Origin of the sequence: Mycolicibacterium boenickei (genome assembly GCF_010731295.1) — a bacterium.
In the GTDB taxonomy this organism is placed as follows: domain Bacteria; phylum Actinomycetota; class Actinomycetes; order Mycobacteriales; family Mycobacteriaceae; genus Mycobacterium; species Mycobacterium boenickei.
On sequence record NZ_AP022579.1, the window covers coordinates 3,926,720 to 3,952,181 of the forward strand.

26 protein-coding genes, 1 tRNA gene and 1 pseudogene are annotated in these 25,462 nt (G+C 66.2%); 12 read left to right on the plus strand and 16 right to left on the minus strand.

Annotated elements, in window-relative coordinates; all coding sequences use genetic code 11:
• Positions 1 to 2 precede the first annotated feature (2 nt).
• Genes mhpA through G6N57_RS18575 form a run of 3 tightly spaced genes read right to left on the minus strand, consistent with a single transcriptional unit; the run spans position 3 to position 3,668 of the window.
• On the minus strand, positions 3 to 1,568 hold the full coding sequence (gene mhpA / locus G6N57_RS18565; protein WP_077741110.1) for a bifunctional 3-(3-hydroxy-phenyl)propionate/3-hydroxycinnamic acid hydroxylase MhpA: 1,566 nt from the start codon (positions 1,566 to 1,568) through the stop codon (positions 3 to 5).
• Between the two features lie 34 nt (positions 1,569 to 1,602).
• Positions 1,603 to 2,541, minus strand: a complete 939-nt coding sequence (locus tag G6N57_RS18570) for a fumarylacetoacetate hydrolase family protein (protein WP_077741109.1) — start codon at positions 2,539 to 2,541, stop codon at positions 1,603 to 1,605.
• Positions 2,538 to 3,668, minus strand: coding sequence for a VOC family protein (locus G6N57_RS18575; RefSeq protein WP_077741108.1), 1,131 nt, complete (start codon positions 3,666 to 3,668; stop codon positions 2,538 to 2,540). Before G6N57_RS18575 ends, G6N57_RS18570 begins: the two co-directional genes overlap by 4 nt.
• Positions 3,669 to 3,773: 105 nt before the next feature.
• Between G6N57_RS18575 and G6N57_RS18580 the strand changes: the two genes are divergently transcribed.
• Positions 3,774 to 4,412, plus strand: coding sequence for a TetR/AcrR family transcriptional regulator (locus G6N57_RS18580; protein ID WP_077741107.1), 639 nt, complete (start codon positions 3,774 to 3,776; stop codon positions 4,410 to 4,412).
• Positions 4,413 to 4,718: 306 nt separating this feature from the next.
• On the opposite strand, the gene G6N57_RS18585 is transcribed toward G6N57_RS18580, so the two are convergent.
• From G6N57_RS18585 to G6N57_RS18600, 4 genes are read right to left on the minus strand one after another with little or no spacing between them, the layout of a single operon-like run.
• Complete coding sequence (locus G6N57_RS18585; RefSeq protein ID WP_077741106.1) at positions 4,719 to 5,957, minus strand: MFS transporter; 1,239 nt, start codon at positions 5,955 to 5,957, stop codon at positions 4,719 to 4,721.
• The gene (locus G6N57_RS18590; protein ID WP_077741105.1) at positions 5,954 to 7,525 is read right to left on the minus strand and encodes an FAD-dependent monooxygenase; all 1,572 of its coding nucleotides are present in this window, start codon (positions 7,523 to 7,525) and stop codon (positions 5,954 to 5,956) included. Before G6N57_RS18590 ends, G6N57_RS18585 begins: the two co-directional genes overlap by 4 nt.
• Positions 7,526 to 7,528: 3 nt before the next feature.
• Positions 7,529 to 8,419 carry an alpha/beta fold hydrolase gene (locus G6N57_RS18595; protein ID WP_077741104.1) on the minus strand — a complete coding sequence of 297 codons (891 nt, stop codon included), beginning with the start codon at positions 8,417 to 8,419 and terminating at the stop codon, positions 7,529 to 7,531.
• Positions 8,416 to 9,258, minus strand: a complete 843-nt coding sequence (locus G6N57_RS18600) for an alpha/beta fold hydrolase (RefSeq protein WP_065511686.1) — start codon at positions 9,256 to 9,258, stop codon at positions 8,416 to 8,418. The genes G6N57_RS18595 and G6N57_RS18600 overlap by 4 nt, the downstream gene beginning before the upstream one ends.
• A gap of 58 nt (positions 9,259 to 9,316) precedes the next feature.
• Here G6N57_RS18600 and G6N57_RS18605 point away from each other — a divergent pair, with 58 nt between their 5' ends.
• Positions 9,317 to 10,036, plus strand: a complete 720-nt coding sequence (locus tag G6N57_RS18605; RefSeq protein ID WP_234815631.1) for a TetR/AcrR family transcriptional regulator — start codon at positions 9,317 to 9,319, stop codon at positions 10,034 to 10,036.
• Here G6N57_RS18605 and G6N57_RS18610 read toward each other — a convergent pair.
• From G6N57_RS18610 to G6N57_RS18625, 4 genes are read right to left on the minus strand one after another with little or no spacing between them, the layout of a single operon-like run.
• The gene (locus G6N57_RS18610; RefSeq protein WP_077741102.1) at positions 10,033 to 10,383 is read right to left on the minus strand and encodes a DoxX family protein; all 351 of its coding nucleotides are present in this window, start codon (positions 10,381 to 10,383) and stop codon (positions 10,033 to 10,035) included. The two genes, G6N57_RS18605 and G6N57_RS18610, sit on opposite strands and share 4 nt — an antisense overlap.
• An 8-nt stretch (positions 10,384 to 10,391) precedes the next feature.
• A complete protein-coding gene (locus tag G6N57_RS18615; protein ID WP_077741101.1) occupies positions 10,392 to 11,258 on the minus strand; it encodes a fumarylacetoacetate hydrolase family protein in 867 nt (288 codons plus the stop codon).
• Between the two features lie 43 nt (positions 11,259 to 11,301).
• Positions 11,302 to 11,991: a VOC family protein gene (locus G6N57_RS18620; protein ID WP_075920086.1), complete on the minus strand. Its 690-nt coding sequence runs from the start codon at positions 11,989 to 11,991 to the stop codon at positions 11,302 to 11,304.
• Positions 11,992 to 11,999: 8 nt separating this feature from the next.
• Positions 12,000 to 12,845: an alpha/beta hydrolase gene (locus tag G6N57_RS18625; protein ID WP_077741100.1), complete on the minus strand. Its 846-nt coding sequence runs from the start codon at positions 12,843 to 12,845 to the stop codon at positions 12,000 to 12,002.
• A gap of 183 nt (positions 12,846 to 13,028) precedes the next feature.
• On the opposite strand from G6N57_RS18625, the gene G6N57_RS18630 reads away from it, so the two are divergent.
• The 3 genes from G6N57_RS18630 (at position 13,029) to G6N57_RS18640 (ending at position 15,883) form a co-directional block, all read left to right on the plus strand.
• Positions 13,029 to 13,676 carry a TetR/AcrR family transcriptional regulator gene (locus tag G6N57_RS18630; RefSeq protein WP_077741099.1) on the plus strand — a complete coding sequence of 216 codons (648 nt, stop codon included), beginning with the start codon at positions 13,029 to 13,031 and terminating at the stop codon, positions 13,674 to 13,676.
• Between the two features lie 5 nt (positions 13,677 to 13,681).
• Positions 13,682 to 14,320 (plus strand): polysaccharide deacetylase family protein, encoded by a 639-nt coding sequence (locus tag G6N57_RS18635; RefSeq protein ID WP_077741098.1) that lies wholly within the window; start codon positions 13,682 to 13,684, stop codon positions 14,318 to 14,320.
• A gap of 168 nt (positions 14,321 to 14,488) precedes the next feature.
• Positions 14,489 to 15,883, plus strand: coding sequence for an amidohydrolase family protein (locus tag G6N57_RS18640; RefSeq protein WP_165777758.1), 1,395 nt, complete (start codon positions 14,489 to 14,491; stop codon positions 15,881 to 15,883).
• A 25-nt stretch (positions 15,884 to 15,908) separates the two neighbouring features.
• Here the strand turns inward: G6N57_RS18640 and G6N57_RS18645 are convergent.
• A pseudogene (locus G6N57_RS18645) lies at positions 15,909 to 16,271 on the minus strand (cytochrome P450); the annotation flags it as partial.
• 115 nt (positions 16,272 to 16,386) lie between these two features.
• On the opposite strand from G6N57_RS18645, the gene G6N57_RS18650 reads away from it, so the two are divergent.
• Positions 16,387 to 16,635, plus strand: coding sequence for a hypothetical protein (locus tag G6N57_RS18650; RefSeq protein ID WP_133118309.1), 249 nt, complete (start codon positions 16,387 to 16,389; stop codon positions 16,633 to 16,635).
• On the opposite strand, the gene G6N57_RS18655 is transcribed toward G6N57_RS18650, so the two are convergent.
• Positions 16,617 to 16,702: transfer RNA gene (locus tag G6N57_RS18655), tRNA-Leu, on the minus strand. The two genes, G6N57_RS18650 and G6N57_RS18655, sit on opposite strands and share 19 nt — an antisense overlap.
• Positions 16,703 to 16,792: 90 nt before the next feature.
• Between G6N57_RS18655 and G6N57_RS18660 the strand changes: the two genes are divergently transcribed.
• From G6N57_RS18660 to G6N57_RS18675, 4 genes are all read left to right on the plus strand, one after another.
• A complete protein-coding gene (locus G6N57_RS18660) occupies positions 16,793 to 18,136 on the plus strand; it encodes a M20/M25/M40 family metallo-hydrolase (protein WP_077741097.1) in 1,344 nt (447 codons plus the stop codon).
• 35 nt (positions 18,137 to 18,171) lie between these two features.
• Positions 18,172 to 18,696 (plus strand): YbhB/YbcL family Raf kinase inhibitor-like protein, encoded by a 525-nt coding sequence (locus tag G6N57_RS18665; RefSeq protein ID WP_077741096.1) that lies wholly within the window; start codon positions 18,172 to 18,174, stop codon positions 18,694 to 18,696.
• Positions 18,697 to 18,851: 155 nt separating this feature from the next.
• Positions 18,852 to 20,297: an aldehyde dehydrogenase gene (locus tag G6N57_RS18670; RefSeq protein ID WP_097925878.1), complete on the plus strand. Its 1,446-nt coding sequence runs from the start codon at positions 18,852 to 18,854 to the stop codon at positions 20,295 to 20,297.
• Positions 20,298 to 20,307: 10 nt separating this feature from the next.
• Positions 20,308 to 21,780 carry an acetyl-CoA acetyltransferase gene (locus tag G6N57_RS18675; RefSeq protein WP_077741094.1) on the plus strand — a complete coding sequence of 491 codons (1,473 nt, stop codon included), beginning with the start codon at positions 20,308 to 20,310 and terminating at the stop codon, positions 21,778 to 21,780.
• 4 nt (positions 21,781 to 21,784) lie between these two features.
• On the opposite strand, the gene G6N57_RS18680 is transcribed toward G6N57_RS18675, so the two are convergent.
• The 3 genes from G6N57_RS18680 to G6N57_RS18690 are packed head-to-tail and all read right to left on the minus strand — an operon-like array spanning position 21,785 to position 24,140.
• On the minus strand, positions 21,785 to 22,846 hold the full coding sequence (locus tag G6N57_RS18680; RefSeq protein ID WP_174814573.1) for a quinone-dependent dihydroorotate dehydrogenase: 1,062 nt from the start codon (positions 22,844 to 22,846) through the stop codon (positions 21,785 to 21,787).
• Positions 22,846 to 23,115, minus strand: a complete 270-nt coding sequence (locus G6N57_RS18685; protein ID WP_077741092.1) for a DUF5703 family protein — start codon at positions 23,113 to 23,115, stop codon at positions 22,846 to 22,848. The genes G6N57_RS18680 and G6N57_RS18685 overlap by 1 nt, the downstream gene beginning before the upstream one ends.
• Positions 23,112 to 24,140: a YncE family protein gene (locus tag G6N57_RS18690; RefSeq protein ID WP_077741091.1), complete on the minus strand. Its 1,029-nt coding sequence runs from the start codon at positions 24,138 to 24,140 to the stop codon at positions 23,112 to 23,114. The genes G6N57_RS18685 and G6N57_RS18690 overlap by 4 nt, the downstream gene beginning before the upstream one ends.
• 123 nt (positions 24,141 to 24,263) lie before the next feature.
• Here G6N57_RS18690 and G6N57_RS18695 point away from each other — a divergent pair, with 123 nt between their 5' ends.
• Both G6N57_RS18695 and G6N57_RS18700 read left to right on the plus strand, forming a co-directional pair.
• Positions 24,264 to 24,575 (plus strand): hypothetical protein, encoded by a 312-nt coding sequence (locus G6N57_RS18695; protein ID WP_077741090.1) that lies wholly within the window; start codon positions 24,264 to 24,266, stop codon positions 24,573 to 24,575.
• 55 nt (positions 24,576 to 24,630) lie between these two features.
• Positions 24,631 to 25,461, plus strand: a complete 831-nt coding sequence (locus tag G6N57_RS18700) for an undecaprenyl-diphosphate phosphatase (protein ID WP_077741998.1) — start codon at positions 24,631 to 24,633, stop codon at positions 25,459 to 25,461.
• The last annotated feature ends 1 nt before the right edge of the window (position 25,462 follow it).

Below are 25,462 nucleotides of genomic sequence, written 5' to 3' on the forward strand. Positions count from 1 at the left end.
GCCTAACTGGTCTGGATGGGTGGCTGGGCGTTGTATGCCTGAGTGGACGACATGAACCCCGGTATGGCCGCGCACAGGTTCCACACGTCGCGGCCCGAGCACATGACCGTGCGGTCAGGCCGGATAACAGCGGCGGTGGCGTGACCGTGCCGTAGCCATCGTTCCAATTCGTCCCCAGGTTCGGCGACGTGCACGACGATGCCGTGTTCTTCGAGCATGGCGCATTGGAACGCGAGCGGGCGTGTCGTGGTGACGAGCGCGAAGCCGTTGCCCAGCAACGCGTCCAGTCGCTGCCCATCGGCCAGAACCAGGTTGGGGCACAGGGCTCCGGCGAGGTGGCGGGGTCTGCGGCTTCTGATGACCAGTGCCGAATCGTGCAGGCGGGGGGTGGTGCCGTCGGTGAGCTTGTCGCGCAGATTGGGTATCAACCGCAGCCGGGGTGCGACGGTGCGCCGCACCATGTTTCCGATACGCCCACCGGCTGTCATGGCCCAACCCATGGCCAGTGCCAGGCTGATCATGCTGCGCGCGTGGGGTTTCCGCTCCTGTTCATAGGTGTCCAGCAGGCTGGCGGGCAGGTTCCCGTTGATGACGCCGGCGAGTTTCCACGCCAGGTTCATCGCGTCGCGCAGGCCCGCACCCATGCCTTGCCCGATGAAAGGCGGAGTGAGGTGGGCGGCGTCGCCGAGGAGGAGCACATTGCGGTCCCGCCAGTTGTCGGCGATTTGTGCGCGAAAGGTGTACTCGGTCACGCGTAGGAGCTCGAGTTGATCGTCGGCGAGATCGCCGACCCATGGGGCGATCAGGGGCCGCAGAGTCGCCATCGTGCTGAAGTCGGCCGCAGTTTCCGAAGGCAGCAGCCGAAATTCCCAGCGGTAGCGGTCCGGCCCGATCCGCATGTAGGTCGCAGCCCGAACGGGATCGCATACCTGATGCACACCATCCCACTGATCGAGCTCGGCCTCGGTGACCACGTCGGCGACCAGCCAGCGCTGCTCGAAGCGCAGGTCTTCCATGGCGGCACCGATGGCGGCTCGCACGATGCTGTTGGCGCCGTCGCAGCCCAGCACGTAGCAGGTTTCGACGGCGTGCTCTGTTCCGGTGGCACGGTCGGCGTAGGTCATCCGCACGCGGCCCGGCTCGTTCTGGGTGATGCCGGTGACCTCGGAATTGCCGCGCAGCTCCACATTCGGGCGCTTGGCCATGTTGGCGCGCAGCTGCTCTTCCAGTACGGGTTGGTCGAACATGTTGGCCTGGGGGAAGCCATGCCTGCTGCGGGCGGGGTCGCGGTCGAACTGTGCCAGCGTGCGGTGGTTCTGGTCGAGCAGGCGCAACCCGAGCGCCGGTCGGGATATCGCGGCGAATTCTTCGGCCACGCCGAGGCGGGCGAGAATACGATGAATCTCGTCATCGAGGTGGACCGCGCGCGGCTGGGGATAGACCGACTCCCAGCGGTCGAGAACCAGCGTCGGCACGCCGTAGTCCGCGAGCAATGTCGCCGCGGTGATGCCGGTCGGCCCCGCTCCGACGACGACTACGGGAACGGATTTCGTTACAGCGTCAGGCATTTCGGTCCTCGGCTCGGCCTTAGTCGGTCCGCGCTCACGCGTACCGCACCGAGGTGCGCTGGGTGCCGAGGTCGATGGCACCGTCGTCGGTAGCCACCGACAGTTCCACGACGTCCCCGTGCTGCAGATACTTGGGATTACCGGCTTGACGCGAGAAGAACGCCTTCCATTTCAAGGCGGGCGGCAGCAGCGATCCGATGATCTCGACAGGCTTGGGCGGTGCGCTCAAGGCCGTACCCGCAGGCGTGCCGGTCAGGACGAGGTCACCGGGACTGAGGTGCTGGAACCGGGCCAAAGACTGCAGTGCCTGCAGGGGTTTGTAGATCATGTCGCCGTCGACCAGCATGTTCTGGCGAACCTCGCCGCTCACCCGCAGTTCCAGGCGCAGGTCGCCGAACCGCTTGAGCTCGTCAGCCGTCAACAAGACCAGCGCCGGGCCGACCGGCGTGAATGTCGGGTACGACTTGGCTTCGTAGAACTGCGTTTGCGGCAGCTGAATATCCCGGGCGGAGACATCGTTGGTGACGACCAGGCCGGCGACATAGTCGGCGAGGTTCGCCTCGGTGACCTCGGTTCCGACCGGAAGCTCGCGTCCGATGACCAGACCGATCTCCACCTCGTAGTCGAGAAACTTCACGTGCTGCGGCTTGACGATGTCGTGGAACGGCCCACTGATGGAACCGGACGTCTTGCGAAAGAAGGTGAGCGGGATGGTCTTCGGGTCCATACCGGCGTCTTTGACGTGCGAGGCGAAGTTGGTCATCTGGGCGACCACCCGGCAGGGCGCGGTCACGGGGGAGAGCAGATCGAGGCTGTCGACAGGCACCGCCTCCCCGCCACGCGTCGCGGCGTCTATGGCGGCCCGATCGGCGAGCAGCTCGCCGGTGGTCGTGGCCGAGGTGTCGATACGCACGGCACCGGTGGCGGTCTGGACCCACCAGGCGTCGGCGGTGCGCAGGATTGAGATGGTCATGAGTTCGCTACTTTCAGCAGGCCGATGAGGCGGTGGATATCGAATTCGTTGTCGCCTCGCAGGGCTGCGAAGATCGACTGTGCTTCGTGCGGTAGGGATTTCGGGTTGGTGCCGAGGAAGTCCTTGCTCGCCGGTGGTCCCCATTGGGCCAGGCCCGAGGCGGTGAACGGGGCCCAACCCGGTTCAAGGGTCGAGTCGAACAGGTCGCCGTCGGTGAAGTGCTCGACCATGAAGCCGTCAGGGTCACGCCAGTAGTCGAAGAGCTGACTGCCCTGGATGTGGCGCCCGATGCCCCAGGACCGGAAATAGCCTCGCTCCGTGAGGTATTCGCCGCCGGCGGCCAGCGCATCGAGATCGCATACCTGGTAGGCCGAGTGCACGTAGCGGTTCTGTGGTCCGAGGGCCAGCGCCAGCGTGTGGTGATCAGCGGGCGTCGCACCTCGGTCGCAGCGGATGAAGCTCATGGTGGGCCCACGGTCGCGCTGACCCGGGAAGTACAGGAAGTCGCTGACGATCATGCCGAGGGTGTCGAGATACCAGTTCAATGTCTCTAGGTATTTCGTCGACTGCATGACGAGGTGACCGAGCCGCTGCACCGTGGTCGGTTCCCGACGCGGGCGTTGGGTGGCGTTGATGCGGTGAATCTCGTGTCCCATGTTGTAGCGGTGCGGAGTCTGCGACGGCAACGCGTCGGGGGAGTGCATCCCCGACACGACGTGCACCGGCACGCCGCTCGGGTCGATCAGGTCGACCGCCATGCCGCCGATGGCTGCGGGCAGCGGTCTGGTCCGTGCACCGGTCGCGGTGGCCAGCCGCAGCAGGTCCGCCTCGTCGGCAGCGGCGAACGCGACTCCGAGGAACCTGCTCCGGGTGCCGCGGCGCACGATCACGCACGGCGCGGTCGAATCGCTGCCGCGTAGATGCAGTTCCTCGTCGGTTCGTAGCGACGTGGCGAAACCGAAGGCGGCCGCGAACGCCTCGGCCCGCTGAAGGTCCGGCTTCTCGAATTCCAGCCAGGCGATGTCAGCTGCCTTGATTACGGGGTTGCGGGAGCGCCCGCAATGCTCGCCTTTCCGGGCGCCTTGCTCGCTGTGGAGCTCGTTATGTGCGCCGACCAGGTCGTTCATCCCTGACACCTTTCGTTCTGACGAAATCGTCACATACGATGCAATGCTCAGTCAAGAAGTGCTGACGAAATCATCAAAACTGATCGATGCTGCTATTCTGAGCCGGTGAGCGCAGTGCAGGATGAGCCGGTCAACCGCCTCGAACGGCGGAAACAGCGCACCCGCGCAGCCCTGATCCAGGCGGCGCAGGCGCTGATCGCCGACGGCAGACTCAACGTGCCGGTCCTGGAAATCACGCAGGCGGCAGACGTCGGAATGGGTTCGTTCTACAACCACTTCGACAGCAAGGAAGCGCTGTTCGAGGCAGCCGTGGCCGATGTGCTCGACAACCACGGCGCGCTGCTTGATCGACTCACCGAGTCGATCGACGACCCGGCCGAAACATTTGCCTGCAGCTTTCGGATGACCGGCCGGCTGTTTCGGCGCCGCCCGCAGGAGAGCCAGATCCTGCTGGTCAACGGCCTCAGCCTCATAGGCTCGGACCGCGGTCTGGGCCCACGCGCATTACGGGACATCGCGGCCGGCGTCGCCGCCGGCCGATTCACCGTTGACGATCCCAAATTGGCTCTGGCCGTCGCTGCCGGGGCACTTCTCGGGCTGGGAAAACTCCTGCAATTGGAGCCCGAACGCGACGACGCAGCGGCCGCGGATCGGGTTACCGAAGACGTATTACGCCTGTTCGGACTGTCTGCCGAGGAAGCACACCAGATCTGTCAGCGGCCGCTTCCCGGCCTTGATCTCTGACGATTTTGGCTCAGGCTATTTGTCTTCGTACAAAGGTGCGGCGGGCCGGAACGCGCCGATGTGTACGCGAGCGTGGAGTGCGTCTTGATTACGCCCCGCACCTTCAGCCGGTACCGGCGACTGTCGACCTGAGTCCTGTCGCCCGCTGTGTCCGAGGGGGAGTTGTCCAGCTACGACACGGGTTGCGATCCCTCAATTGAGGCGGTGAACGCATCGCCCCACGGCGCCGAACACGCTGACAGGTCGATCTTGAACGTCGAACGGAGCTCACCTCGGCTTCGGCCGCCCTCGGCGAAGGGTGCGGCGTTAACACCAACTTCGTGCGCGGCCTGGCTGGCGGCGCGGCTGGCGGGCTAGTAGCGCGATGAGGCAGCCGGCGGCGAGTATGCCGACGGTGCCGGCAAAGCCGATGCCGGCGCTGCGTAGCCCCCACCGTTCGGCGACCAGGCCTTCGCCGATGACGGGTAGGGAGATCGCGATGTAGGCCACCACGAACAGTGCTGAGCTGACTTCGGCCCGCTGATCGGCCGGTGTGGCCTCGGTGATGGCAGCCAGGCCGCGGCTGAAGCTGATGCCTTGTCCCGCACCCGAAATGATGGCGGCGACGACGAGTCCGGCTAGTGAGCTGGTGACCAACGCCGCGGCCAAGGCGATCATGCCGATCACCAACATTGCGCAACCCAAGGCCATCGCGCGCTGCGGCTGTATCCGGTTGGCCGCTATCTGGGCGATTGCGGAGGCGAGGAAGGTGCAGCTGGCGACCAGCCCTGCTCCGGCGTGGTTGTCGGTGCCGATCATGGTGGACAGGAATGACGGTGCCAGCGCGGTGAACAGCCCCATGCAGGCAAATCCCGCGAACATCCCGATCGCCGCGAGGGCGAACGTGCCGCGCACTTGGACGGGAAGTCGCAGCCGCTGGATCCCGAGTTGTCCGGTCTTTGTTGTTGTTTCGGGCACTGCGACGACGGCGAGGCCGGCCGCCACCGCTAACACGATGTGTATCACGAAGGCCAGGTGCAGCGGTGCGGGGCAGTATTGGACGAGAACCCCGGCCAGTAAGGGACCTGCGCCAAGGCCGCCGATGTTGGCGATGGTGGCGGTCGCGGCGGCCCGGTTGCGCCATTTCGGCGGTGCGGATTCGATGATCGCTGCGGTGGCTGTGCCGGTGAAGATGCCGGCGGACAATCCGGACAACACCCGCGCCACCACCAGTGCGGGCACGGTGTCGGCGATTAGGAACGTCGCGGCGCTGGCGATCGCGAGGGCGACCCCGGCGAGCAAGACCGGTCGTCGACCGACTGCGTCGGACCAGCGTCCGAAAACCACCAGTGCCGCCAGCACTCCACCGGCGTAGGCGGCGTAGATCATCGTGGTGGTGAGGACGGTGAAACCCATGGTGGTGGCGTAGAGGGCATACATCGGGGTGGGCAGCGTGGTGCCGGCCATGATCACGGCGAACGCGTATGCCAGCAGCACGGTGGCCATGGCGCCACTGGGCCTCAGGTGTTGACCGTCCGAGGTGAGTGTCTCGGCGCTGGCGGTCATGACCGCTTCGACGGTGCTGATGGCACAATGTGCGGCGTCATGGATTGCGCAGCGGCGCAGGTTGTTTCGGCGATGTTGTGGATAGCGATGTGGCCGATGTAGCCGTCGGGGCGCATGAGCACCAGCGTGTCTCGGGACAAGCCGTAGATCTTGGCGAATTGTCCGGTCGGGTCACTGAGCGCACGGTCAGGGCCGCCGCATCCTTCGGTGTCGATGATGACGCGCGTTAGTTGTGCGCCGTTGTCGGGCCAGTCGAGTTCAGCCAACGCGTCGGCGGCGTGTCGACCGTAGGCGACGGCGGTGAACTGGGGCCCGCGGTAGATGTCGAACAGCCGCACGCGGTCGCCGTCGGCGGTGACGAGGTCGGCGTTGGGCGCGCGGTCACCGACACGCAGTGTCGCGGTGCGGTCGGCGGCCAGGGGCGCCAGTGGCCCGCCGTGATAGGTCAAGGCGAGTTGTTTTTCGTCCTTGCCGCGCCGGATGCTCGACGGGTCGAACTTTCCGATCCCTTCATACTTCTTGGTCGATAGCCCGAGCACGCCTGCGGCGATGGGTTGGCGTTCCTGTTCATAGGTATCGAGCAGTCGATCGTCTGCTCCGGCCAGCACTTGGCCGAGTTTCCAGCCCAGGTTGTAGGCGTCGCCGATCCCGGTGTTGAGGCCCTGGGCTCCGGCGGGGGTGTGGACGTGGGCGGCGTCACCGGCCAGCAGGACACGGCCGCGCCGGTAGTTCTGGGCCAGACGGATGTTCGGGCGAAACACCGACTGCCACGCAACGTCATGCAATGCCAGCCGCTTGTTGCGGGTGTGCGCTTGGATGCGCGCGTTGATCTGCGCCAGGTCTTGCGGCGGTTGTTCGTCGGGTGAAAGTCGGATCATCCACTGGAACTTGTCGCTGTGCGGCAGCGGGCAGGCCCCCACAAAGCGTCCCTTGATGCCGGGCCACACGTGCCAGTACTTGCGCGACAGCCCACCCGAGACGGCTGCGTCGACGATGAGGATGCGGTCAGCCTCGTCGGTGGAGCCGCTGAACTCCACGCTGAGGGCCTTGCGGACCCGGCTGGCGCCGCCGTCGGCGCCGACAAGGTACCGCGCGGTGATGTCCTCGGCGCAGCCGGCGGTCGCGATGTGCGCCGTGACATGGGTGCCGTGGTCGGTGAAATCCACTAGCTCGGCGCCGAACTCGACACGGCGGCCCAAACTTTCGAACCGGGCATGCAGTGCGCGGTCGGTGCGGTGCTGCGGGATCAGCCAGGTATCGGGGTAGGGGACGTCGGGGCCGCGTTTCCCTTTGGCCATCATTGTGAAAGGGATGGTGACCGGGCCGAGATGGATTCCCATCGGCGGGTACAGGGCGCCCTGATTGACGATGTCGGGCAGGGCGCCCAAATCGTCGAGAACTTCTAGGGTGCGCGGCTGGATGCCTTTGGCGCGCGACCCGTCGAAGGCGTGCGGCGCCTTGTCGATGAGGCGTACCGCGACGCCGCGGCGGGCGAGGTCGATCGCAAGTGCGGTGCCGGCAGGCCCGGCGCCGATGATCAAGACGTCAGTGGTGCTCGTTGTTGTCATGGGTCAAGCCGATCTGTGGAAGGTGTCGTAGAAGGTCGCCAGTTGGTCGGCGACGACGAGGGGACGTTCGAACGGCGCCATGTGGCCGCAGTCGTCGATGACGTGGCATTGGCTGGGCTGCAGCAGTTCGCGGACCTGGCCCAGGCTGCTGATCGGGGTGACTTGATCGTCTGCTCCCCAGATCAATTGGATGGGCAGCGGCAGTGTGCCGGTGCGCCGGTAGAGTTCGGCGCGGTCGAACAACGGAAAGTGCTGCAGAGTTTCGAAGAAGGAATAGATCGAGCCCTCGTAGCGGTAGGCGTCGCCGACCATGGCCGCCAGTGCGGCAGCGCGATTCCGGTCCGCGACGTTATGCCCCAGATGCTGTTCGAGAAAGCGTCGCCCGAACCGCTTGGCGATGACGCCGGCCGCGAGATCGTTGCGCAACAGTTTCTGCGCAGCGGGTTGAGGGCCCAGCCCGGCAGGGCCCACCAGCGTCAGAGTGGCCGCGCTTCCGAGGTGTTGACCCACGTAGGCCATCGCGATCAGCGCACCCATCGACGTGCCCACTACGTGGCAGGTGGCGGGGAGGTCGAGGAGCTCGACGAGCTCGCGCAGTTGGCGGACAAACAGCGCCTCGTCGTAGCGGGCGACGACGCGGTCGGAATAGCCGCGCCCGTAGCCGCTATAGGCCAGGGTCCGCAGCCCCCGGGCATGTAGCTCGACAGCCAATTCGTCCCAGTAGAACAACGGGATGGTCAGCCCGCCGGTCAGCACGACGACGTCGCCGCCGTCAGGCCCAGCGAGCTCGTAATGCGTTACACCATCCGACAACTGGATGTAGCTGCCCCGCAGACTCCGGCGCACCTCGGCGTCGAGCTTGCGGTCTTCCCCGGCAGCGACCAAGTACTTCATTGACGTTCCTCGGCTGGAAGGGACTGCAGAAACTCCGTGACCGCGTCAGCCACCCAGGCGGGATCTTCCTCGGGCAGCAGATGCCCGCCGTCGGGATGGACTTTCTCGGTGCTGCCGGCGATGTCGCGGGTGAAGTGCTGGCCGTCCATGTCGGCGCTGCGCAACACCAGGGTCGGCACCTCGATGTCGGGAATATCGGCACTTCGGTCGGGTTGGTCGGTCGTCAGGAAATCCACGAACGCCGAGCGGTTGCCGGCCCGGTTCCACAACCGGTGCGCGCGATCCACCATCGCGGCATCGACAATGTCGGAGTTCGGCCCGACCGCCTGGCGCAGACTGCGCTCGACAGCGCGCCGGGGCATGAACCGTCGCAACAGTTGCCCGACGACCGGGTTGCGCGCCAGCGCCATCGCGGCGGGCAGCTCCTTGTCCGGATAGCCAGTCGCGTTGATCAACACCAAACCGGTCAGCTGCAGGTGCTCGGGGTGATCGAGGGCGAGGTTCCAGGCGATGTTGCCCCCCAACGAGTTGCCGGCCACCGCGCATCGCTCGACGCCGATGGTGTCCAAGAAGCGTGCGAGCGTCCCGGCGTAGGTGGCGACCCGGTAATCACGGTCGGGGCGCGGCCCCGTCACCCCGAACCCCGGCAGATCCAGCCGAATCACGTCGAAGGAATCCCGCAGTCGCTGCGCGACCGCCTCCACGCCGTACAGCGAGGACGCGCTGCCGTGCAGCAGCACCACCGTCGGGCCCTTCCCTGACCGTCGGTAATGAATCCGCATGCCGTCGACCGCGGCGAACCGCGAGTCCGAGTGAACATCGATATCGCGAACATTCATAATGGATACAGTGTTGCCGAAATTGCGCAGTGTGTCAAGAGTGGTCATACTGGGCCCCGTGAGCACGTCATCTTCGGCCACCGAGCTGGCAGGGCAGGGCCCGCGGCGATCCCGGGGCCGCCCACCGGTGCCGCTGGACCGGATCATCGCGACTGCTATCGCCCTCCTGGACGAGGAGGGCGCCGACGCCCTGTCCATGCGTAACCTGGCCCAGCGCCTGGACTCCGGTACCGCGACGTTGTACCGGCACTTCACCGGCCGGGCCCAGCTGGTCGCCCAGGTGATCGACAGCGTGTTGGCCGAGGCGCACGTCGACAACGGGGCACTTGACGCCATGACATGGCAGCAAGCCTGTGAAACTCTGGCGTACCGCCTGTTTGATGTATTCCGACGCCACCGCCACGTGGCGCCCTTGTTGGTCGAGAAGATTCCGATCGGGCCCAATGCGATGGCCCAGCGCGAGCAGACGATCGCGCTGCTGCTCAAATCGGGATTCTCGCCATCGCTGGCCGCGCAAGCGTGCGCCACGCTGGCGCGCTACGTCCTCGGGTTCGCCACGCAACTATCCCCGCCGGAGGCCAGCGCTACGGACGAGGGCGAGGTGTGGCAGACGCTCGACCCCCAGACATTCCCTGCTACCGCCAGCGTGGCCGATCATCTGCCCGTACCTCTTGAGCAAGAGTTCGCCTTCGGCCTGGAACTCCTCATCCACGGCCTGAACCAGCTCGCGCACCATGACGACAAACGCGCGCCCAGCCGGCTGGCTCGGCGTGATTAATGCGCGACGCTAAGCACGACAACAGCGACCGCTGCGACCGCAGTCATGATGGTCGGCGCCGTCGCGGTCAGCGGGTCGCGGGCCCGGCGGTGATAGATGGCGGCGCCCACCATGAGCAACACCACTGCCGCTCCGGTAACAGCGCCCATAGGGCGGATGAACATGCCTGCGGTCAGGCCGATGGCGGCAGCGATCTCGGCCACCCCGATCAGCCGGCTCAGCGATGTACTGATCGCAAGATGCGCGGCGTTCTTGCGTGCCGTGGCACCGTTGAGCAACTTGGGAATGCCGGTGACAACCATCAACAGTGCCAGCAGGATCGACAGTACGGTCGCAGCGATGTACACGATGACTCCTAACCGATGGCGACGACGCAGGGGTTACGCAATTCGCCCAATCCCTCGACGGTTGAGCGCACCACAGTGCCGGGTGTGAGGTAGCGCGCCGGTGTGCGCGAGTACCCGACCCCGGCTGGGGTACCGGTAAAGATGAGGTCGCCCGGTAGTAGCTCACAGACCGTCGAGAGGTGACTGATGAGCGATTCGACGCCGAAGATCATGTCGCTGGTGACGGCCTGTTGGACGATTTCATCATCGAGCGCAGTGGCGATCGCCAAATCGTGGACGTCTGGTAGCTCGTCGACAGTTGTGACCCAGGGTCCGATCGGGCTGAATCCTCGGTGACTCTTGGCCAGGCTGAATTGCGGTGGGGCGCCGGCCATTTGCGACCGCCGTTCAGAGATGTCCTGCCCGATGCAGTACCCTGCGACGTGCCGCAATGCGTCGGCGACGCCGATATTGCGCCCGCCACGGCCGATCACGACAACCAGCTCGACCTCCCAATCACACGTTGCGGTGGGCAGCGGGATGAGCCCGCCCGGCCCGGTGATCGAGGACGCGAACTTGGTGAAGATCAGCGGTTCGTCGGGCACCGCCAAACCGGTTTCCGCCCCGTGCTCGGCGTAATTCAGCCCCACGGCGAAGATTTGGCGTGGCGCAATTACCGGTGGACCGAGCACGCTCAGGTCGGCGAGTAAGTCGGCGGCGGTCAGATGGACGTCCGGATCGGGCTGGCGCGCATCAAGCCAAGCGCTGATGGAGTCGATGGCGGCGACAGCTTGGTCGGGATGGCCGGGCAGAGATCCGCCGGACGCCTTCGCGATGTCGATGAGGCCGGCGTCGGTGACGATGACAGCGCGGCCGTCAAGATTGGCTAGTTTCATGAACGTCGCTTCGTGTGAGTTTCAATGTGGATGGCGATGACGGTCAGTCCAGCCGCACCGGCGGGTCGGGGTAGCTGACCATCGCTGACACCTGCTCGTCGGTCATGGTCAGAATCAGCTGGTAGACCTCGTCGGGGTAGGCCATGTGCGGCTTGGAGGGGTCGTAGGCCGGCTGCGCGACCGGGGTCTCGGAGCGGTCGAACGGTGCCGGGTGTTTGTAGGTTTCCAACTCCTCGGCGCTGATGCCGTTGGTGGTCACCGTTTCTGGATCAATCCAGGCCGCCGGGTCGATCGAATCACCGGTGGTCAACTCCAACACGATTCCTTCCGGACCGCCGAAATACATCGACCGGCAGAATCCGTGGTCGATGGGCCCGAGGACGGGGACACCGTGGCTGCGGATCCGGTCACGCAGAGCAAGCAGTTCGTCATCGGTATCGACCCACAGCGCGACGTGCTGCATGGCCCCCGGCGCGACAGGCGCGGTCGGGTCGGCGGCATGGGTGACCCCGTACTGCTTCGTATCGGGATTGCCAGGGTGATAGACAAACGCGATGTAGGACTTGGGATTCAGTTCGACAAAGCCGTGCCAGACACCGTCGGCGCCGTGCATCGGATACAAAGCCTTGAGTGCACACCCCAATACGGTGCTGAAAAATTCGATCTGGCCTTTGATGTCGCGAGTCGCGATGGCGAGGTGATTGACTGCTGACGGATGGATGACGGTCGACATAGCTGTGTTCACTCCTGTCCTTGCTGGTGGCTGCTCTTCAGTTGTCGGTGACACCACTCATGCACGACCTGCGAGTAATCGCTGGTGTGGAACAACATGAGTTGGTGCACAGCGTCGGGGTGGATGTGCAGATCCACCGGCCCGCCAGTGGCGCCGGCTACCGCCCTGGCCATATCCGGGGTGAAGATCGGGTCCTTCTCACCCACGGCGAACAGGATGGGTTTGGTGTTGTCAGCCAACGGCACGGCCGGGTCATACCGCAGGATGGATCCCCACGCGGCCAGGTCATAGCTCCAGGTGTTGAGCGGGTCGGCGTGTTTCTGCCGGCCCGCGCCGCGGAAGCCGTAGTCCTCGTCGAAATCGATGTACTGCTCGATGTCGAAGCGCAGTGCCGGACCGAATAACCCGATAATCTGCTCGAATGCTTCGGTACGGAAAGGGTTTTCGGACGGAATCAGAGGCGAGGACGGGATTGCGAGCCCCATCAGGATGGCGCCGGCGTACTCGTCGGACGCAGCGTAGGCGCAATAGGCGGCCGCCGCGCCCAGTGACGAACCCTTGATGAATACGGGTAACCCGGTGTGGGCGATGATGTGGTCGGTGACGGCCGTTGCGGCGTCGACCCATTCCCGCAGCGTGAACTGTCCAGCGCGGCGGTCGACGCATGACCGGCCATGGCCGGGGCCATCCATGCACCACACCTCGGCACCCAGGCCCGCGTAGTGCGCGCCGAATTTGTCGTAGATCCCGCCGTGCCCACCAATGCCGTGTTGCACCAGCAGGACGTGGTCGGACGACGGGTCGGTGAACCGGTAGGCGAACGTGTCGCCGATCATGTGTTCTTCGCGTTGCATCAGCTATGTCCTTGCAAAAGTGGAGAATTCAGGGATCGGGACAGGGCTTTACGATCACCGCTTCGCGAAGCGGGACCATCGGGCACATCCCCGGCACTAAATTGATGGTCATCAACTAAGTGGCGTGAGACAGGTTAGCTCCAAAAGTTGATGGTCGTCAATATCGCGTTCTAGACTTCCGCTATGAGCACTCCCAAGCGTCGCGGCCGACCGCCGGCCACCGAGTCACCGGCCGCGCTGACGGACATTCTGTCGACGGCCCTGAAGACGTTCGCCGAGAACGGCTATGAGGGCACCTCGGCCGCCGCGCTCAATCGTGAACTCGGCGTGAGCCACAACCTCATTCATCAGCGGTTCGGGTCCAAAGAGGATCTCTGGTACGCGGCAGTGGATTGGGCGTTCGGTCAGATCGACGACGAGATCACCATCGACCCCGAGCTCGCAGACAGTGATCTGATGGAGGCCCTCCGGCGAGGCCTGATCCAGTTCCTCGAGGTCCATGCGCGCCATCCCGAGATACTGAGACTGGTCACGGTGGAAGGTGCCAATGCCAGCCCGCGGTTGACTTATCTGTTCGACGCGCACATCCGTCCGCTGTATGCGCGGCTGACCACCCCGTTGATGACGTTGGTCGACCGGGGTGTGCTGACCGATGTCGATGTACGCAGCCTTCACTTCCTGGTAGCCCACGGCGGTACCTCGCCGTTCAGCTTGGCTCCGTTGGCGACCATGCTCGATCCCGTCGACCCCTGCGACCCGACCGCAGTGCGTGGGCACGCGGAATTCGTCGCCGACCTCGTGGTGGCCGGTCTGCGCGCCCGCGGAGCCTGAAAAGAATGAAAGTCACCCTCAGCTTCGACAACGGCCCGACCGAGACGACCGCCGAGGTGCTCGACGTGCTTGCCGACCGCGGCATCAAAGCGACGTTCTTTGTTGTCGGTGAACAACTCAGCCAACCAGACGCCCGCACATTGACCGAGCGCGCCGAGGCGGATGGGCACTGGATCGGCAACCACACCATGACTCATTCCGTGCAGTTCGGTGACCACGATGATCCCGAGCTGGCCGCCCGCGAAATCGGCGCGGCCGAAGACGTCATCGGGCCATTGGCGCACCCCGACAAGCTGTTCCGCCCGTACGCCGGTGGCGGCGTGCTCGACCGACGCGTATTCAGCACGGCAGCAATCGATTACCTGCAACGGCACCGCTATACGTGTGTGCTGTGGACGTCGGTGCCCCACGACTGGGATTCACCCGAACAGTGGGTTCAGCGCTGCCTCCACGACATCGCCCAGCAGGACTGGAGCGTCGTGGTCATCCACGACCTGCCCACCGGCGCCATGTGTCATCTACCGGCCTTCCTCGATGAGCTCGACCGACTCGGCGCCGAGATCGTCCAACACTTTCCCGACGCCTGCGTACCCATCCGCAACGGCGCCCTCGCCGCCGATCTGAGCGCCCTGACCACCCATTGACGTACGACCAAGGACCACGGGCCGGTCGATGAGGGTTGACACCAATCGACAATATCGGTCACACTGTATCCGTTAATTGCGGCGTGGTCGACGGCATGCACCATTCACGCCGAAGCGCAGATCGGACCAGCGCCATCGGCGGTGTGAAAGCGTGACAGGAGGCAGTCAGTGACGCGAATTCTGTTACGCGACGCCCAGGTGGTGAGCCTGGCGCCGAATCGGCCCGATACCGAGCGAATCGATATCCTCATCGATGGTGATCGCATCGCCGCGATGGGCCACCGCCTTGACCCTGCCGATGCCGACATCGTCAACCTCAAGGACCGCATCGTCATCCCCGGACTCGTCAACGCCCACCTACACACATGGCAGACCGCGCTACGGTTCGCCGGCGGAGACTGGTCGTTGCTGGAATACCTGGCCCACACTCATGGGCACGTCGCCCGCAGATACAGCCCCGACGACATGTACATCGGCACACTGGCCGGTGCCCTGAACCAAATCAATTGCGGCACAACCACTATAGGCGACTGGTGCCACAACTGCCGGACTCCAGCGCATGCCGACGCCGCTATCGACGCACTGAACACCGCCGGCATCCGCAGCGTCTTCTTCCACGGCGCACCTCACGGCGGCCCCACCAAACCTCACGACGTGCGCGAGATCGACCGCGTCCTCAGTGGCCCCATCGCCAACAGCGCGCTGTTAACCGTGGGAATGGCAATCAACGGCCCGCAACTCTCGGCACCTGACGTGGCGATCGCTGACCTCCGGGCCGCCATCGACCGCGACGTGATCGCATCGATGCACCAGAGCGCCGGAACGCCAGGACACGGCTGGAATGCGGTCGGCGCGGCGGGCCTGTGGGGGCCGCACGCCAATATCGTGCACGGCACCGGGCTGACCGACGAATGGGTCAAGAAGCTCGCCGACGCCGGAGTCACCTTCACGACCACTCCGGAAAACGAACTCGGCCAAGGGCATTGCACGGCGATCACCGAACAACTTCTGCAGGCCGATGCCGCGCCGTCGCTGGGTACCGACACCGAAACGGCCGTATCTGGTGAAGTTCTCACCGCCGCCCGCATCACCCTGGCCCGCCAACGAGGCCTGGCCCACGATCAGGAGTTCCACCGCACCGGGCTGAGCGCTCCCACCGCAGGGCTCACCAGCAAGCAGGCGCTGTCGTGGGCAACCGTCCACGGTGCGCGCGCCCTGGGCCTGGCCGACAGGGTCGGCCACCTCGCCCCCGGCATGCAAGCCGATCTCGTCGTCATCGACGCCCGCGCACTGAACCTGTGGCCGGCCCACGACCCGGTCACCGCTGCGTTGCATGCCAGCATCGCCAACATCGAAGCGGTCATGGTCGCCGGACGCTGGCGCAAGCGCCACCACACCCTGGTCGACACGGACATCGACGATGTCAAAGACCAGCTACAGCAGTCCGGCGAACGCTTCGCCCACAAGATCCGCGCAACCGGTCCACTCGCCCGCACACGACGCCGCGTCGTGCGCATGGTCGTGCGCCGGCACCTTCGTCGCCAAATCGGCTCCGATGACTAGCGGCAAACCTGGGTTCGCGTCTTGATTACGACCCGTAAGTCGTGTCGCCGCCGGAGCCCGAGTGCCAATCTCGCGAGAAGTATTGACCCTCGAACGAGTTCCGACACTGCGGAGTACGTGTCGTGGGTTCCAGCACGACCCTTGCTTGCACGCGTGCCAGCGAGCTACCGAGGCAGAAGTGCAGCCTTGGCCGAAGCTGAGGTGCCACCTCGACGGTGAATGTCGAACGGTTCGCCGTTGGGAAGTGTGCTTCGTCGCGGTTGGCGGATCCGTTGATTAGCAACATGATTGAGCCCTCTGCGATCAGCTGGCCGAGGCATTCCGTATCGCGGGCGACGTATCGCGCCTGCACCGGTGACGGCGCTTCGTAGCGCAGCACCTCCGCGAGTACTTCGTGAAACGCCGCGTCGGTCGCGCACCGGATCACTTACGGCTCACAACGCGCGCGTGAGTTACGGGAGCGGACGTCGGCACTGGTCAGTCAGGAAGCGTAGGGCGTCGCGGTGATCAAACCCAGCCGATTCGGAGTTGTCGCCTCGGGTGTTGAGGTGCGCGACCTCGTCGCGACCGCCAAGCAGGCGGAAGGCTTGGGGTTTTCGAGCATTGTGCTCAACGATCATGTCAACTCGGCCGCGGCGCCGATGCTGGGTCGGGTTCTGAAGAACCCGCTCGTCAGCGCACTCCATCAGCTCATGAATAAAGGCGAGCGTTCATGGCGCTCGCCTTCGTGTTGTGTCCGAGGGGGGACTTGAACCCCCACGCCCGTTAATAGGGCACTAGCACCTCAAGCTAGCGCGTCTGCCATTCCGCCACTCGGACTCGACCGACCACTCGGGGTCGGGCGCCTAAGGTTATCGGATCGGGTGCCCAAGACCCAAACCGGTGTCCCGGAGCGAATCGGTGGTACCAATGGACCTTGTGACTGTCCCCGCCTCCAGCGCGGACGAGGTGGTCGATCTCGTCAGTGCGCTCATCCGATTCGACACCTCCAACACCGGTGACCCGGCGACGCTCAAACCCGAGGCGGACTGCGCCGAGTGGGTGGCCGACCGGCTCCGTGAGGTGGGCTACACCACCGAATACGTCGAGGCCGGGGCGCCCGGCCGGGGCAATGTGTTCGCCCGGTTGCCCGGTACCGACCCCAGCCGTGGCGCATTGATGATCCACGGGCACCTGGACGTCGTGCCTGCTGAGCCCGCCGACTGGAGCGTGCACCCGTTCTCCGGTGCGGTCAAGGACGGCTATGTCTGGGGCCGGGGCGCGGTCGACATGAAGGACATGGTCGGGATGACCCTCGCGGTGGCCCGGCACTTCAAGCGGTCCGGCATCGTCCCGCCCCGCGACCTGGTGTTCGCCTTCGTATCCGACGAGGAGCACGGCGGCACCTACGGCGCGAACTGGCTGGTGGACCACCGACCCGACCTGTTCGACGGCGTGACCGAGGCGATCGGCGAGGTCGGCGGGTTCTCCCTGACCGTGCCCCGCAAGGACGGCGGCGAGCGTCGGCTCTATCTCATCGAGACCGCCGAAAAGGGCCTGTCCTGGATGCGGCTGACGGCACGGGGCCGCGCCGGTCACGGCTCGATGGTGCATGACGACAACGCCGTGACGGCCATCGCAGGCGCGGTGGACCGGCTGGGCCGGCATGAATTCCCGCTGGTGCTCAATCCGGCGGTCGAGGAGTTCCTGACGGCGGTGGCGGAGGAGACCGGCTACTCCTTCGACGTGAACTCGCCGGATCTGGAAGGGACCATCGCGAAGCTCGGCGGGGTGGCGCGGATCGTGTCGGCGACACTGCGCGACACGGCCAACCCGACCATGCTCAAGGCCGGTTACAAGGCCAACGTGATCCCGGCGTCGGCGGAGGCGGTGATCGACTGCCGGGTGCTGCCGGGCCGCAAGGAGGCCTTCGAGCGTGAGGTCGACGAGTTGATCGGTCCCGATGTCACCCGCAGCTGGGAGCGGGATCTGCCGTCCTACGAGACGACGTTCGACGGTGATCTGGTGGACGCCATGAACGCGGCGATCCTGGCGCTCGATCCCGAAGCCCGCACCGTGCCCTACATGATGTCGGGCGGGACGGACGCGAAATCGTTCCAGCGGTTGGGGATTCGCTGCTTCGGGTTCGCCCCGCTGCGGTTGCCGCCGGAGCTGGACTTCGCGGCGCTGTTCCACGGCGTCGATGAGCGGGTGCCGGTGGACGCGCTGCAGTTCGGTGCCGGCGTTCTGGAACACTTTTTGCGGAACTGCTGACCGCACGACGATACGAGCTACGACGAGAGGGAACCATGACCGCATCTCCGTACGACAACCTGCCGAAGCTGCCGACGTTCACCCTGACCTCAGAATCGGTCACCGACGGTCAGCCACTGGCCAACGACCAGGTCAGCGGGATCATGGGCGCCGGTGGTTCCGACGTTTCGCCGCAGCTCAGCTGGTCCGGCTTCCCAGCCGAGACCAAGAGTTTCGCCGTCACGGTGTACGACCCTGACGCCCCGACCGCCTCGGGCTTCTGGCACTGGGCGGTGGCCGACCTGCCTGCCACGGTGACCGAACTGCCCGCCGGCGCCGGCGACGGCGGCGAGCTGCCCGGTGGGGCCGTCACGCTGACCAACGATGCGGGCCTCAAGCGCTACCTGGGTGCGGCCCCGCCTGCCGGTCACGGCCCGCACCGGTACTACATCGCGGTGCACGCGCTGCCGGTGGAATCGCTGGAACTGCCCGAGGGCGCGACGCCTGCCTACCTCGGCTTCAACCTGTTCGGCCAGGCCATCGCCCGCGCCGTCATCCACGGCACCTACGAGCAGAAGTAGCAGATGCAGCGCGACTAGATGTCGCGATCGCTCACGCAGGGATTTCCCTGCTCGTCGTTTACAGCGCAGGCCCGCTCGCGCGAAGGTGGACCCATCACGGCGTCGCGATGACGTGGTGATGGGCCCGCCTTACCGAAGCGTCGAAGGAGTCCGGCATGACCGTTGTCGATGATGGGGCACAGGTCTTCATCGGGGGCCGGTTCCGGGCTGCGGCGGCGTCCACGCCGGTGCTGGAAGCCGCCACCGGTTCGCGGCTCGGTGATGGCGCCGCCGCCGGTGAGGCCGAGGTGGACGCGGCAGTGGCCGCCGCGCGGGCCGCGCTGCCCGGTTGGGCTTCGACGCCGCCTGCTGATCGAGCCGCCGCCATGGGCCGGTTGGCCGACGAATTGTTGGCCCGGGCGTCGTCGACCGATGAGCTGTGCACGCGGGAGAACGGCATGCCGATCCGGCTGTCGCGCGGGGCCAACGGGTTCTTTCCCGCGGGACTGCTGCGGTACTACGCCGGGCTGGTCACCCAGACCGCCGCCGAGGAGATTCGGCCCGCCGCGATCGGGCACACCATCGTGCGGCGCGAACCGGTCGGCGTAGTCGGCGCGATCGTGCCGTGGAACTACCCGCAGGCCCTGGCCGCGTTCAAGCTGGCCCCCGCGCTGGCCGCCGGATGCACCGTGGTGCTCAAGGCCTCCCCGGAAACCGCTTTGGACGCATTGATTTTCGCTGAGGCGGCGCTGGCGGCCGGGCTGCCCGCGGGGGTCCTCAACGTCATCGCCGGCGGCCCCGACACCGGCGCGCTCCTGGTATCGCACCCTGGCGTCGACAAGGTGTCGTTCACCGGGTCGACCGCTGTCGGGCGGCTCATTGCGCAGGAGTGCGGCCGGCTGCTGCGGCCGGTCACCCTGGAATTAGGTGGGAAGTCGGCGGCGGTCATCCTCGAGGACGCCGACCTGGACACCACCGTCAAGGGTCTGAAGAACGCGTCGTTCGTCAACAACGGGCAGACCTGCCACCTGAATTCGCGGATCCTGGCCCCGAGATCCCGCTACGGCGAAGTGGTCGACGCGCTGGCTGCCCTGACCACCGGGTTGAAAGTGGGTGACCCACTGGACAAGTCGACCGACGTGGGGCCGCTGGTCAGCTCACGCCAACGGGACCGCGTGCTGGATTATATCGAGGCAGGCAAGGCCGACGGCGCGAGGCTTGTTGCGGGCGGCGGGATTCCGGCCGACCAGCCCGACGGCTGGTTCGTGTCGCCGACGCTGTTCGCCGACGTCGACAACTCGGCGCGGATCGCCCAGGAGGAGATCTTCGGCCCGGTGCTCGCCGTGATCCCGTACGAGACCGAGCAGCAGGCCATCGACCTGGCCAACGCCAGTGAGTACGGGTTGGGCGGAACGGTGTGGTCCGCCGATGCCGAGCGCGCCACCGACATCGCTCGCGCCATCCACACCGGCACGGTCGGCGTCAACGACTACCAACTGGACATCGCGGCGCCGTTCGGCGGCGTCAAGGCCAGCGGGCTGGGCCGTGAACTCGGCCCCGAAGGACTGGCCGCCTACCAGAATCTGAAGTCGATCTACCGGGTCGGCCCGGCGGCAGAATAGGAATTCACAAGTGGCACTTGACCCCAGAACCCCGGTGTTGGTCGGCTACGGCCAGGTCAACCAGCATGACGAGAACCCCGACAGCGAGCCGGTCGACCTGATGGAGGCCGCCGCCCGGGCTGCTGCCGGCGCCGCGGTGCTCGAAGCGGTCGACGCCGTCCGGGTGGTCAATCTGCTGTCGCTGCGCTACCGGGACCCGGGTCTGCTGCTCGCCGAGCGGATCGGCGCGCCCCATGCCGCGACCCGGTACACACCGGTCGGCGGCAACGTGCCGCAGTCGCTGGTCAACCAGGCCTGCCTGGACATCCAGCAGGGCCGCAACGAGGTGGTGCTGATCGCCGGGGGCGAGACCTGGCGTACCCGAAGCCGGTTGAAGTCACGCGGCGAGCGGCTGACCGGAACGGAGCAGGACGCCTCGGTGCCGCAGGCGCCCAGTGACCCGGAGTTCGAGATGGCCGGGCCTGCCGAGATCCGGATCGGCCTGGTGGCGCCGTCACATGTCTACCCGATGTTCGAGCAGGCCCTGCGGATCGCGGCGGGGGAGGACTCCGATGGCCACCGCCGACGGATCGGTGAGCTGTGGTCGCGCTTCAGCCACGTGGCCGAAGCCAATCCGCATGCCTGGAGCCGGGAGTCGGTACCCGCCGACGAGATCTGGCAGCCGGGTCCGTCCAACCGGATGATCAGCTGGCCGTACACCAAGCTGATGAACTCCAACAACATGGTCGACCAGGGCGCCGTCCTGATCCTGACCTCGGTGCAGAAGGCGACGGAGCTACAGATCCCCAGGGAGCGTTGGGTTTTCCCGTACGCGGGCACCGATGCGCACGACACCTATCTGATCGGGCAACGGGCCAGTTTCTCCGGGTCGCCGGCCATCCGGATCGCCGGCCGCCGGGTGCTGGAGCTCGCCGGTGTGGGTATCGACGATCTGGCGGCGGTCGACGTGTATTCGTGCTTCCCGTCGGCGGTCCAGGTGGCCGCAAGGGAACTGGGGCTGGCGCTCGACGATCCGCAGCGCCCGCTGACCGTGACCGGCGGCCTGACCTTCGCCGGTGGACCCTGGAACAACTACGTGTCGCACTCCATCGCCACCATGGCCGAACGGCTGACGGCCAACCCCGGTCAGGTCGGCCTGATCACCGCCAACGGCGGCTATCTGAGCAAGCACAGCTTCGGCGTCTACAGCACCGAACCTCCTCGGACGCAATTCCGTTGGGAGGATGTGCAATCCGAGGTCGATGCGGAGCCGACGGTGGTGGCCGAGGACGGCTGGTCGGGCACCGGAACGGTGGAGACCTGGACCACTCCGTTCAACCGGAACGGTGAGCCGGAGAAGGTGTTCGTCGCCGTCCGCACTCCCAGCGGCAGCCGGGCGCTCGCGGTCGTTCCCGACCTGTCCCAGGCCGAGGCCAGCATCCGTGAGGACATCGCGGGCGCCAAGGTCACCGTCAAACCTGACGGCACCGCGGGTCTGGAGTAGCGACTCAGTGGACGCCGGAGCCGATCGCGTCGCTCAGCGACGCGAATCCGCCGGCGTTCAACCGCTCGGCGATGCCGTCGTGGATCTGTTTGGCCCACAGTCCGCCGCCGTAGACGAACCCCGTATAGCCCTGTAGCAGGGTGGCGCCTGCGGTGATCCGTTCCCAGGCGTCGTCGGCGGTTTCGATGCCGCCGACGCTGATCAGCACGAGCTTGCCACCGACCCGGCGGTACAACCGGCGCAGCACCTGCAGGGACCGGTGTGCCACCGGGCGTCCGGATATCCCGCCGGTGCCGAGGTCAGCGACACCGGGCGTGGCGAGCCCGTCCCGCGAGATGGTGGTGTTGGTGGCGACGATCCCCGCCAATCCCAATTCGACGGCCAGATCCGCGACTTCGTCGATGTCGGCATCGGAGAGGTCAGGGGCGATCTTGACCAGCACGGGCTTGTCGGTCTCGGCCTTGACCGCGGCCAGGATCGGCCGCAGCGATTCGACCGCCTGCAGATCCCGCAGCCCGGGGGTGTTGGGTGAGCTGACGTTGACGACGACGTAGGCGGCCAATGCGCTGACCAAACGGGTGCTCTCGGCGTAGTCGGCCACCGCGTCCTCGGCCGGGGTCAGCTTGGTCTTGCCGATGTTCACCCCGATCGGCACGTCGGGGGTGTGCCGGGCCAGTCGGATGGCGAGCGCACCGGCGCCCTCGTTGTTGAACCCCATCCGGTTGAGCAGCGCGTGATCCTCGGGCAGCCGGAACAGCCGGGGCTCGGGGTTACCCGGTTGCGGTTGGGCCGTGACCGTGCCGACCTCGGCATACCCGAAACCGAGCGCGCCCCAGGTCTGCAGGCCGCGGCCATCCTTGTCGAACCCGGCGGCCAGCCCCATCGGGCCCGGGAAGCGCACCCCGAACACCGTGCTGGCCAGTGCCGGATCGGTGGGGGCCAACCGTCGCGCGAGGGCCCGACGCAGAAATGCCGGGCCGGTGACCGTGCGCAGCAGCGCGAATACCCACAGGTGGATTCGTTCCGGCGGCACCAGGAACAGTGCCCGCCGCAGAGCCGCGTAGATCACAGCGAAGGCGCCTGGGGTGTGCCCGGCATGGATGACGCGGTTTTCTTGCGGCGCAACAGCACCCGTCGGCTCCCATCTGTATAGGCCCGCACCCGGGTCAGTTCCCAGCCGCGGTACTCGGCCTCGATCGACAAGCGGATCGAGGCGCTGATCCTGGTGACATCCGGCGGAAGCCGCAACGGTATCCAGTCGTATTCCTCGGAACGGTCCTCGGCGACGACCTTGTCCCATCCGGGAGGCATGCGGCCCTGCTGGATGGTGGTCATCGGCGGCCCGACGCAGTGCGGATCACCTGCACACCGGCTCCCGAGCCGGACACCACGTAGAGGGTGTCGGTCTTTTCGTCGTAGGCCAGGGAGTTCGGTTGCTGCACGGTTCGATAACGCACCTTTTCCACCGGTATGCCGGTGGAGAGATCGTAACCAATCACCGTGTTTGCCGCGGTCTGCGACACCCAGGCCAGTTCGCTGGACCCGGCCAGACCGTACGGGGCCGCGGGCACCGGGTACCGCTGCCGCATGATCAGCGGGTCGGTGCCGAACACCAGGAGCTCGTCGCCGCGGGTGTCGGCGACCAGGACCCGTCCCCGCGGATCGGCGGCCATGGTGGTGGCACCTTCACCGGCTCGCAGGGCCTGGGCGGCCTTGGTCCCGTCGGGGTTGACGGCCGTCACCGACGTCTGCCCACGATCCAGCACCACCGCGGTGTTTCCTTGTGTGACAAGAGAATCCACGCGGGCGAAGATCTTGAGCCGGGCGGCCACGGTGTGGTCGCTGCCCAATGTGTAGACGGCTCCGTCGGCGCTGCCGAGGACGGGATTGCCGTCGGCGCGCAGGGCGATGGCGGTGAAATCCACGCCATTTGCGCCGTCCACGTCGACTTTGCTGGCCTTGGCTGCCGCCACGTCCACCCGGAAGTATCCGCCCCGGGTGGACGCCAGGATGTCACCCTTGCCGTCGACGCTGAGCGCCGTGGCCGCGGGCATCAACGTGACGTCACGTGCCGCCTTGCCCGCGGCCAGCAGGCTCAGCGTTGCCTGCCCTTCCGGCCCGGGGGTCAGCACGGCCAGCGTGCTGGTTGCTGGATCGAACACGGAGCTCGCTGCGTGACCGCGCAATTCCCGGATCTCGCCGTCCGGCGCGGCCGCGACCGGGGGTGAAACCGCAGCCTGAGCGGGTTCGATGGTGGGCGGCGGGGCATCGGCGGGGTTGGACGTGCAGCCCGCGGTGAGCAGCAGGGCCAGCGCGAGGAGGCCGGCGCGAACTGGCTGACCTGCGGGGATTGGGCGCAACGGATGGCTCTCGATCGGAAATGGACGGTCGGTGACGTGCAGGAATCCAGTTTAGGCATGGCCATCGGCCGGAAATGGTCGCGTCTGCAACCAACGCGGCATAAGTCGAGGTATGGTTCGATCATGACCCTCGCCGCAGACCGGGAACTGGGTAACCGAGAGTTTGCTATGGAGGATATTTCCACTGGTGTACACGCCAGTGGGTTTGGCCAAGTTGGCGACGGCCGGAGTTTTTCGTTCCACATCGAACGTCAGCAGCTCATGATCGAGGTCTACCGCCCGCGGCTGTCCGGCCCGGTTCCGCTCGACGACGACGTGGTGGCCGTGGCCACCCGCAAACTGACCGACATCGACCTGACTGATGAACGCAGTCTGTCGGCAACGGTGCGCGACGCGGTGGCCGACGCGCAGCCGGTTTCGCGCACCGCTCGCTGACGCATCGCAGCCAGGTCGCCACGGTACGGTCGTCGTCGTGACTGACGTCGGTGCCATGTCCTGGCTGCAAGTGGTTGTGTTGTCGATTGTCCAGGGGCTCACCGAGTTTCTGCCGGTCTCGTCCTCGGGGCACCTCGCGATCACCTCGCGGGTGTTCTTCGACGACGACGCGGGCGCCTCGTTCACAGCGGTCACCCAGCTGGGCACCGAGCTCGCGGTGCTGGTGTACTTCGCCCGCGATATCGGTCGCATCATCAAGGCCTGGTTCAGCGGGTTGTTCAACGCGGTGCACCGGTCTGCCGACTACTGGCTGGGCTGGTGGGTGATCATCGGCAGCATCCCGATCGGTGTGTTCGGGCTGCTGTTCAAGGACGAAATCCGTACCGGCGCACGCAATCTGTGGATCGTGGCCACGGCGCTGATCGTGTTCTCGGCGGTGATCGCCGCGGCCGAGTACTACGGCAGGCAGGTGCGCCGCGTCGAGCAGCTGACCTGGCGCGACAGCATCATCGTCGGCCTGGCCCAGTGTCTGGCCCTGGTGCCGGGCGTGTCGCGTTCCGGCGCGACCATCAGCGCCGGGCTCTTCCTGGGCATGGAGCGCGAGCTGGCGGCCCGGTTCGGTTTCCTGCTGGCGATTCCCGCGGTGTTCGCGTCGGGACTGTTCTCGCTGCCCGATGCGTTCCACCCGGTCGGGGAGGGAATGAGTGCCAGCGGAGCGCAACTGACGGTGGCCACCGTGATCGCGTTCGTCGTCGGCTTCGCGGCGATCGCCTGGTTCCTGAAATTCCTGGTGTCCCACAGCATGTACTGGTTCGTGGGCTACCGGGTGGTGCTCGGCGTGGTGGTGCTGGCACTGCTGGGTACCGGAGTGGTGGCCGCGCAATGAC

Bases quoted from the DNA above. Each gene is read 5' to 3' on its own strand.
- G6N57_RS18700 (WP_077741998.1), top strand. From the start codon at position 24,631: ATGTCCTGGCTGCAAGTGGTTGTGTTGTCGATTGTCCAGGGGCTCACC.
- G6N57_RS18625 (WP_077741100.1), bottom strand. From the start codon at position 12,845: ATGCAACGCGAAGAACACATGATCGGCGACACGTTCGCCTACCGGTTC.
- G6N57_RS18620 (WP_075920086.1), bottom strand. From the start codon at position 11,991: ATGTCGACCGTCATCCATCCGTCAGCAGTCAATCACCTCGCCATCGCG.
- G6N57_RS18695 (WP_077741090.1), top strand. From the start codon at position 24,264: ATGACCCTCGCCGCAGACCGGGAACTGGGTAACCGAGAGTTTGCTATG.
- G6N57_RS18670 (WP_097925878.1), top strand. From the start codon at position 18,852: ATGACCGTTGTCGATGATGGGGCACAGGTCTTCATCGGGGGCCGGTTC.
- G6N57_RS18615 (WP_077741101.1), bottom strand. From the start codon at position 11,258: ATGAAACTAGCCAATCTTGACGGCCGCGCTGTCATCGTCACCGACGCC.
- G6N57_RS18575 (WP_077741108.1), bottom strand. From the start codon at position 3,668: ATGAACGACCTGGTCGGCGCACATAACGAGCTCCACAGCGAGCAAGGC.
- G6N57_RS18630 (WP_077741099.1), top strand. From the start codon at position 13,029: ATGAGCACTCCCAAGCGTCGCGGCCGACCGCCGGCCACCGAGTCACCG.
- G6N57_RS18685 (WP_077741092.1), bottom strand. From the start codon at position 23,115: ATGACCACCATCCAGCAGGGCCGCATGCCTCCCGGATGGGACAAGGTC.
- G6N57_RS18635 (WP_077741098.1), top strand. From the start codon at position 13,682: ATGAAAGTCACCCTCAGCTTCGACAACGGCCCGACCGAGACGACCGCC.
- G6N57_RS18600 (WP_065511686.1), bottom strand. From the start codon at position 9,258: ATGAATGTTCGCGATATCGATGTTCACTCGGACTCGCGGTTCGCCGCG.
- G6N57_RS18660 (WP_077741097.1), top strand. From the start codon at position 16,793: ATGGACCTTGTGACTGTCCCCGCCTCCAGCGCGGACGAGGTGGTCGAT.
- G6N57_RS18590 (WP_077741105.1), bottom strand. From the start codon at position 7,525: ATGACAACAACGAGCACCACTGACGTCTTGATCATCGGCGCCGGGCCT.
- G6N57_RS18570 (WP_077741109.1), bottom strand. From the start codon at position 2,541: ATGACCATCTCAATCCTGCGCACCGCCGACGCCTGGTGGGTCCAGACC.
- G6N57_RS18585 (WP_077741106.1), bottom strand. From the start codon at position 5,957: ATGACCGCCAGCGCCGAGACACTCACCTCGGACGGTCAACACCTGAGG.
- G6N57_RS18665 (WP_077741096.1), top strand. From the start codon at position 18,172: ATGACCGCATCTCCGTACGACAACCTGCCGAAGCTGCCGACGTTCACC.
- mhpA (WP_077741110.1), bottom strand. From the start codon at position 1,568: ATGCCTGACGCTGTAACGAAATCCGTTCCCGTAGTCGTCGTCGGAGCG.
- G6N57_RS18595 (WP_077741104.1), bottom strand. From the start codon at position 8,419: ATGAAGTACTTGGTCGCTGCCGGGGAAGACCGCAAGCTCGACGCCGAG.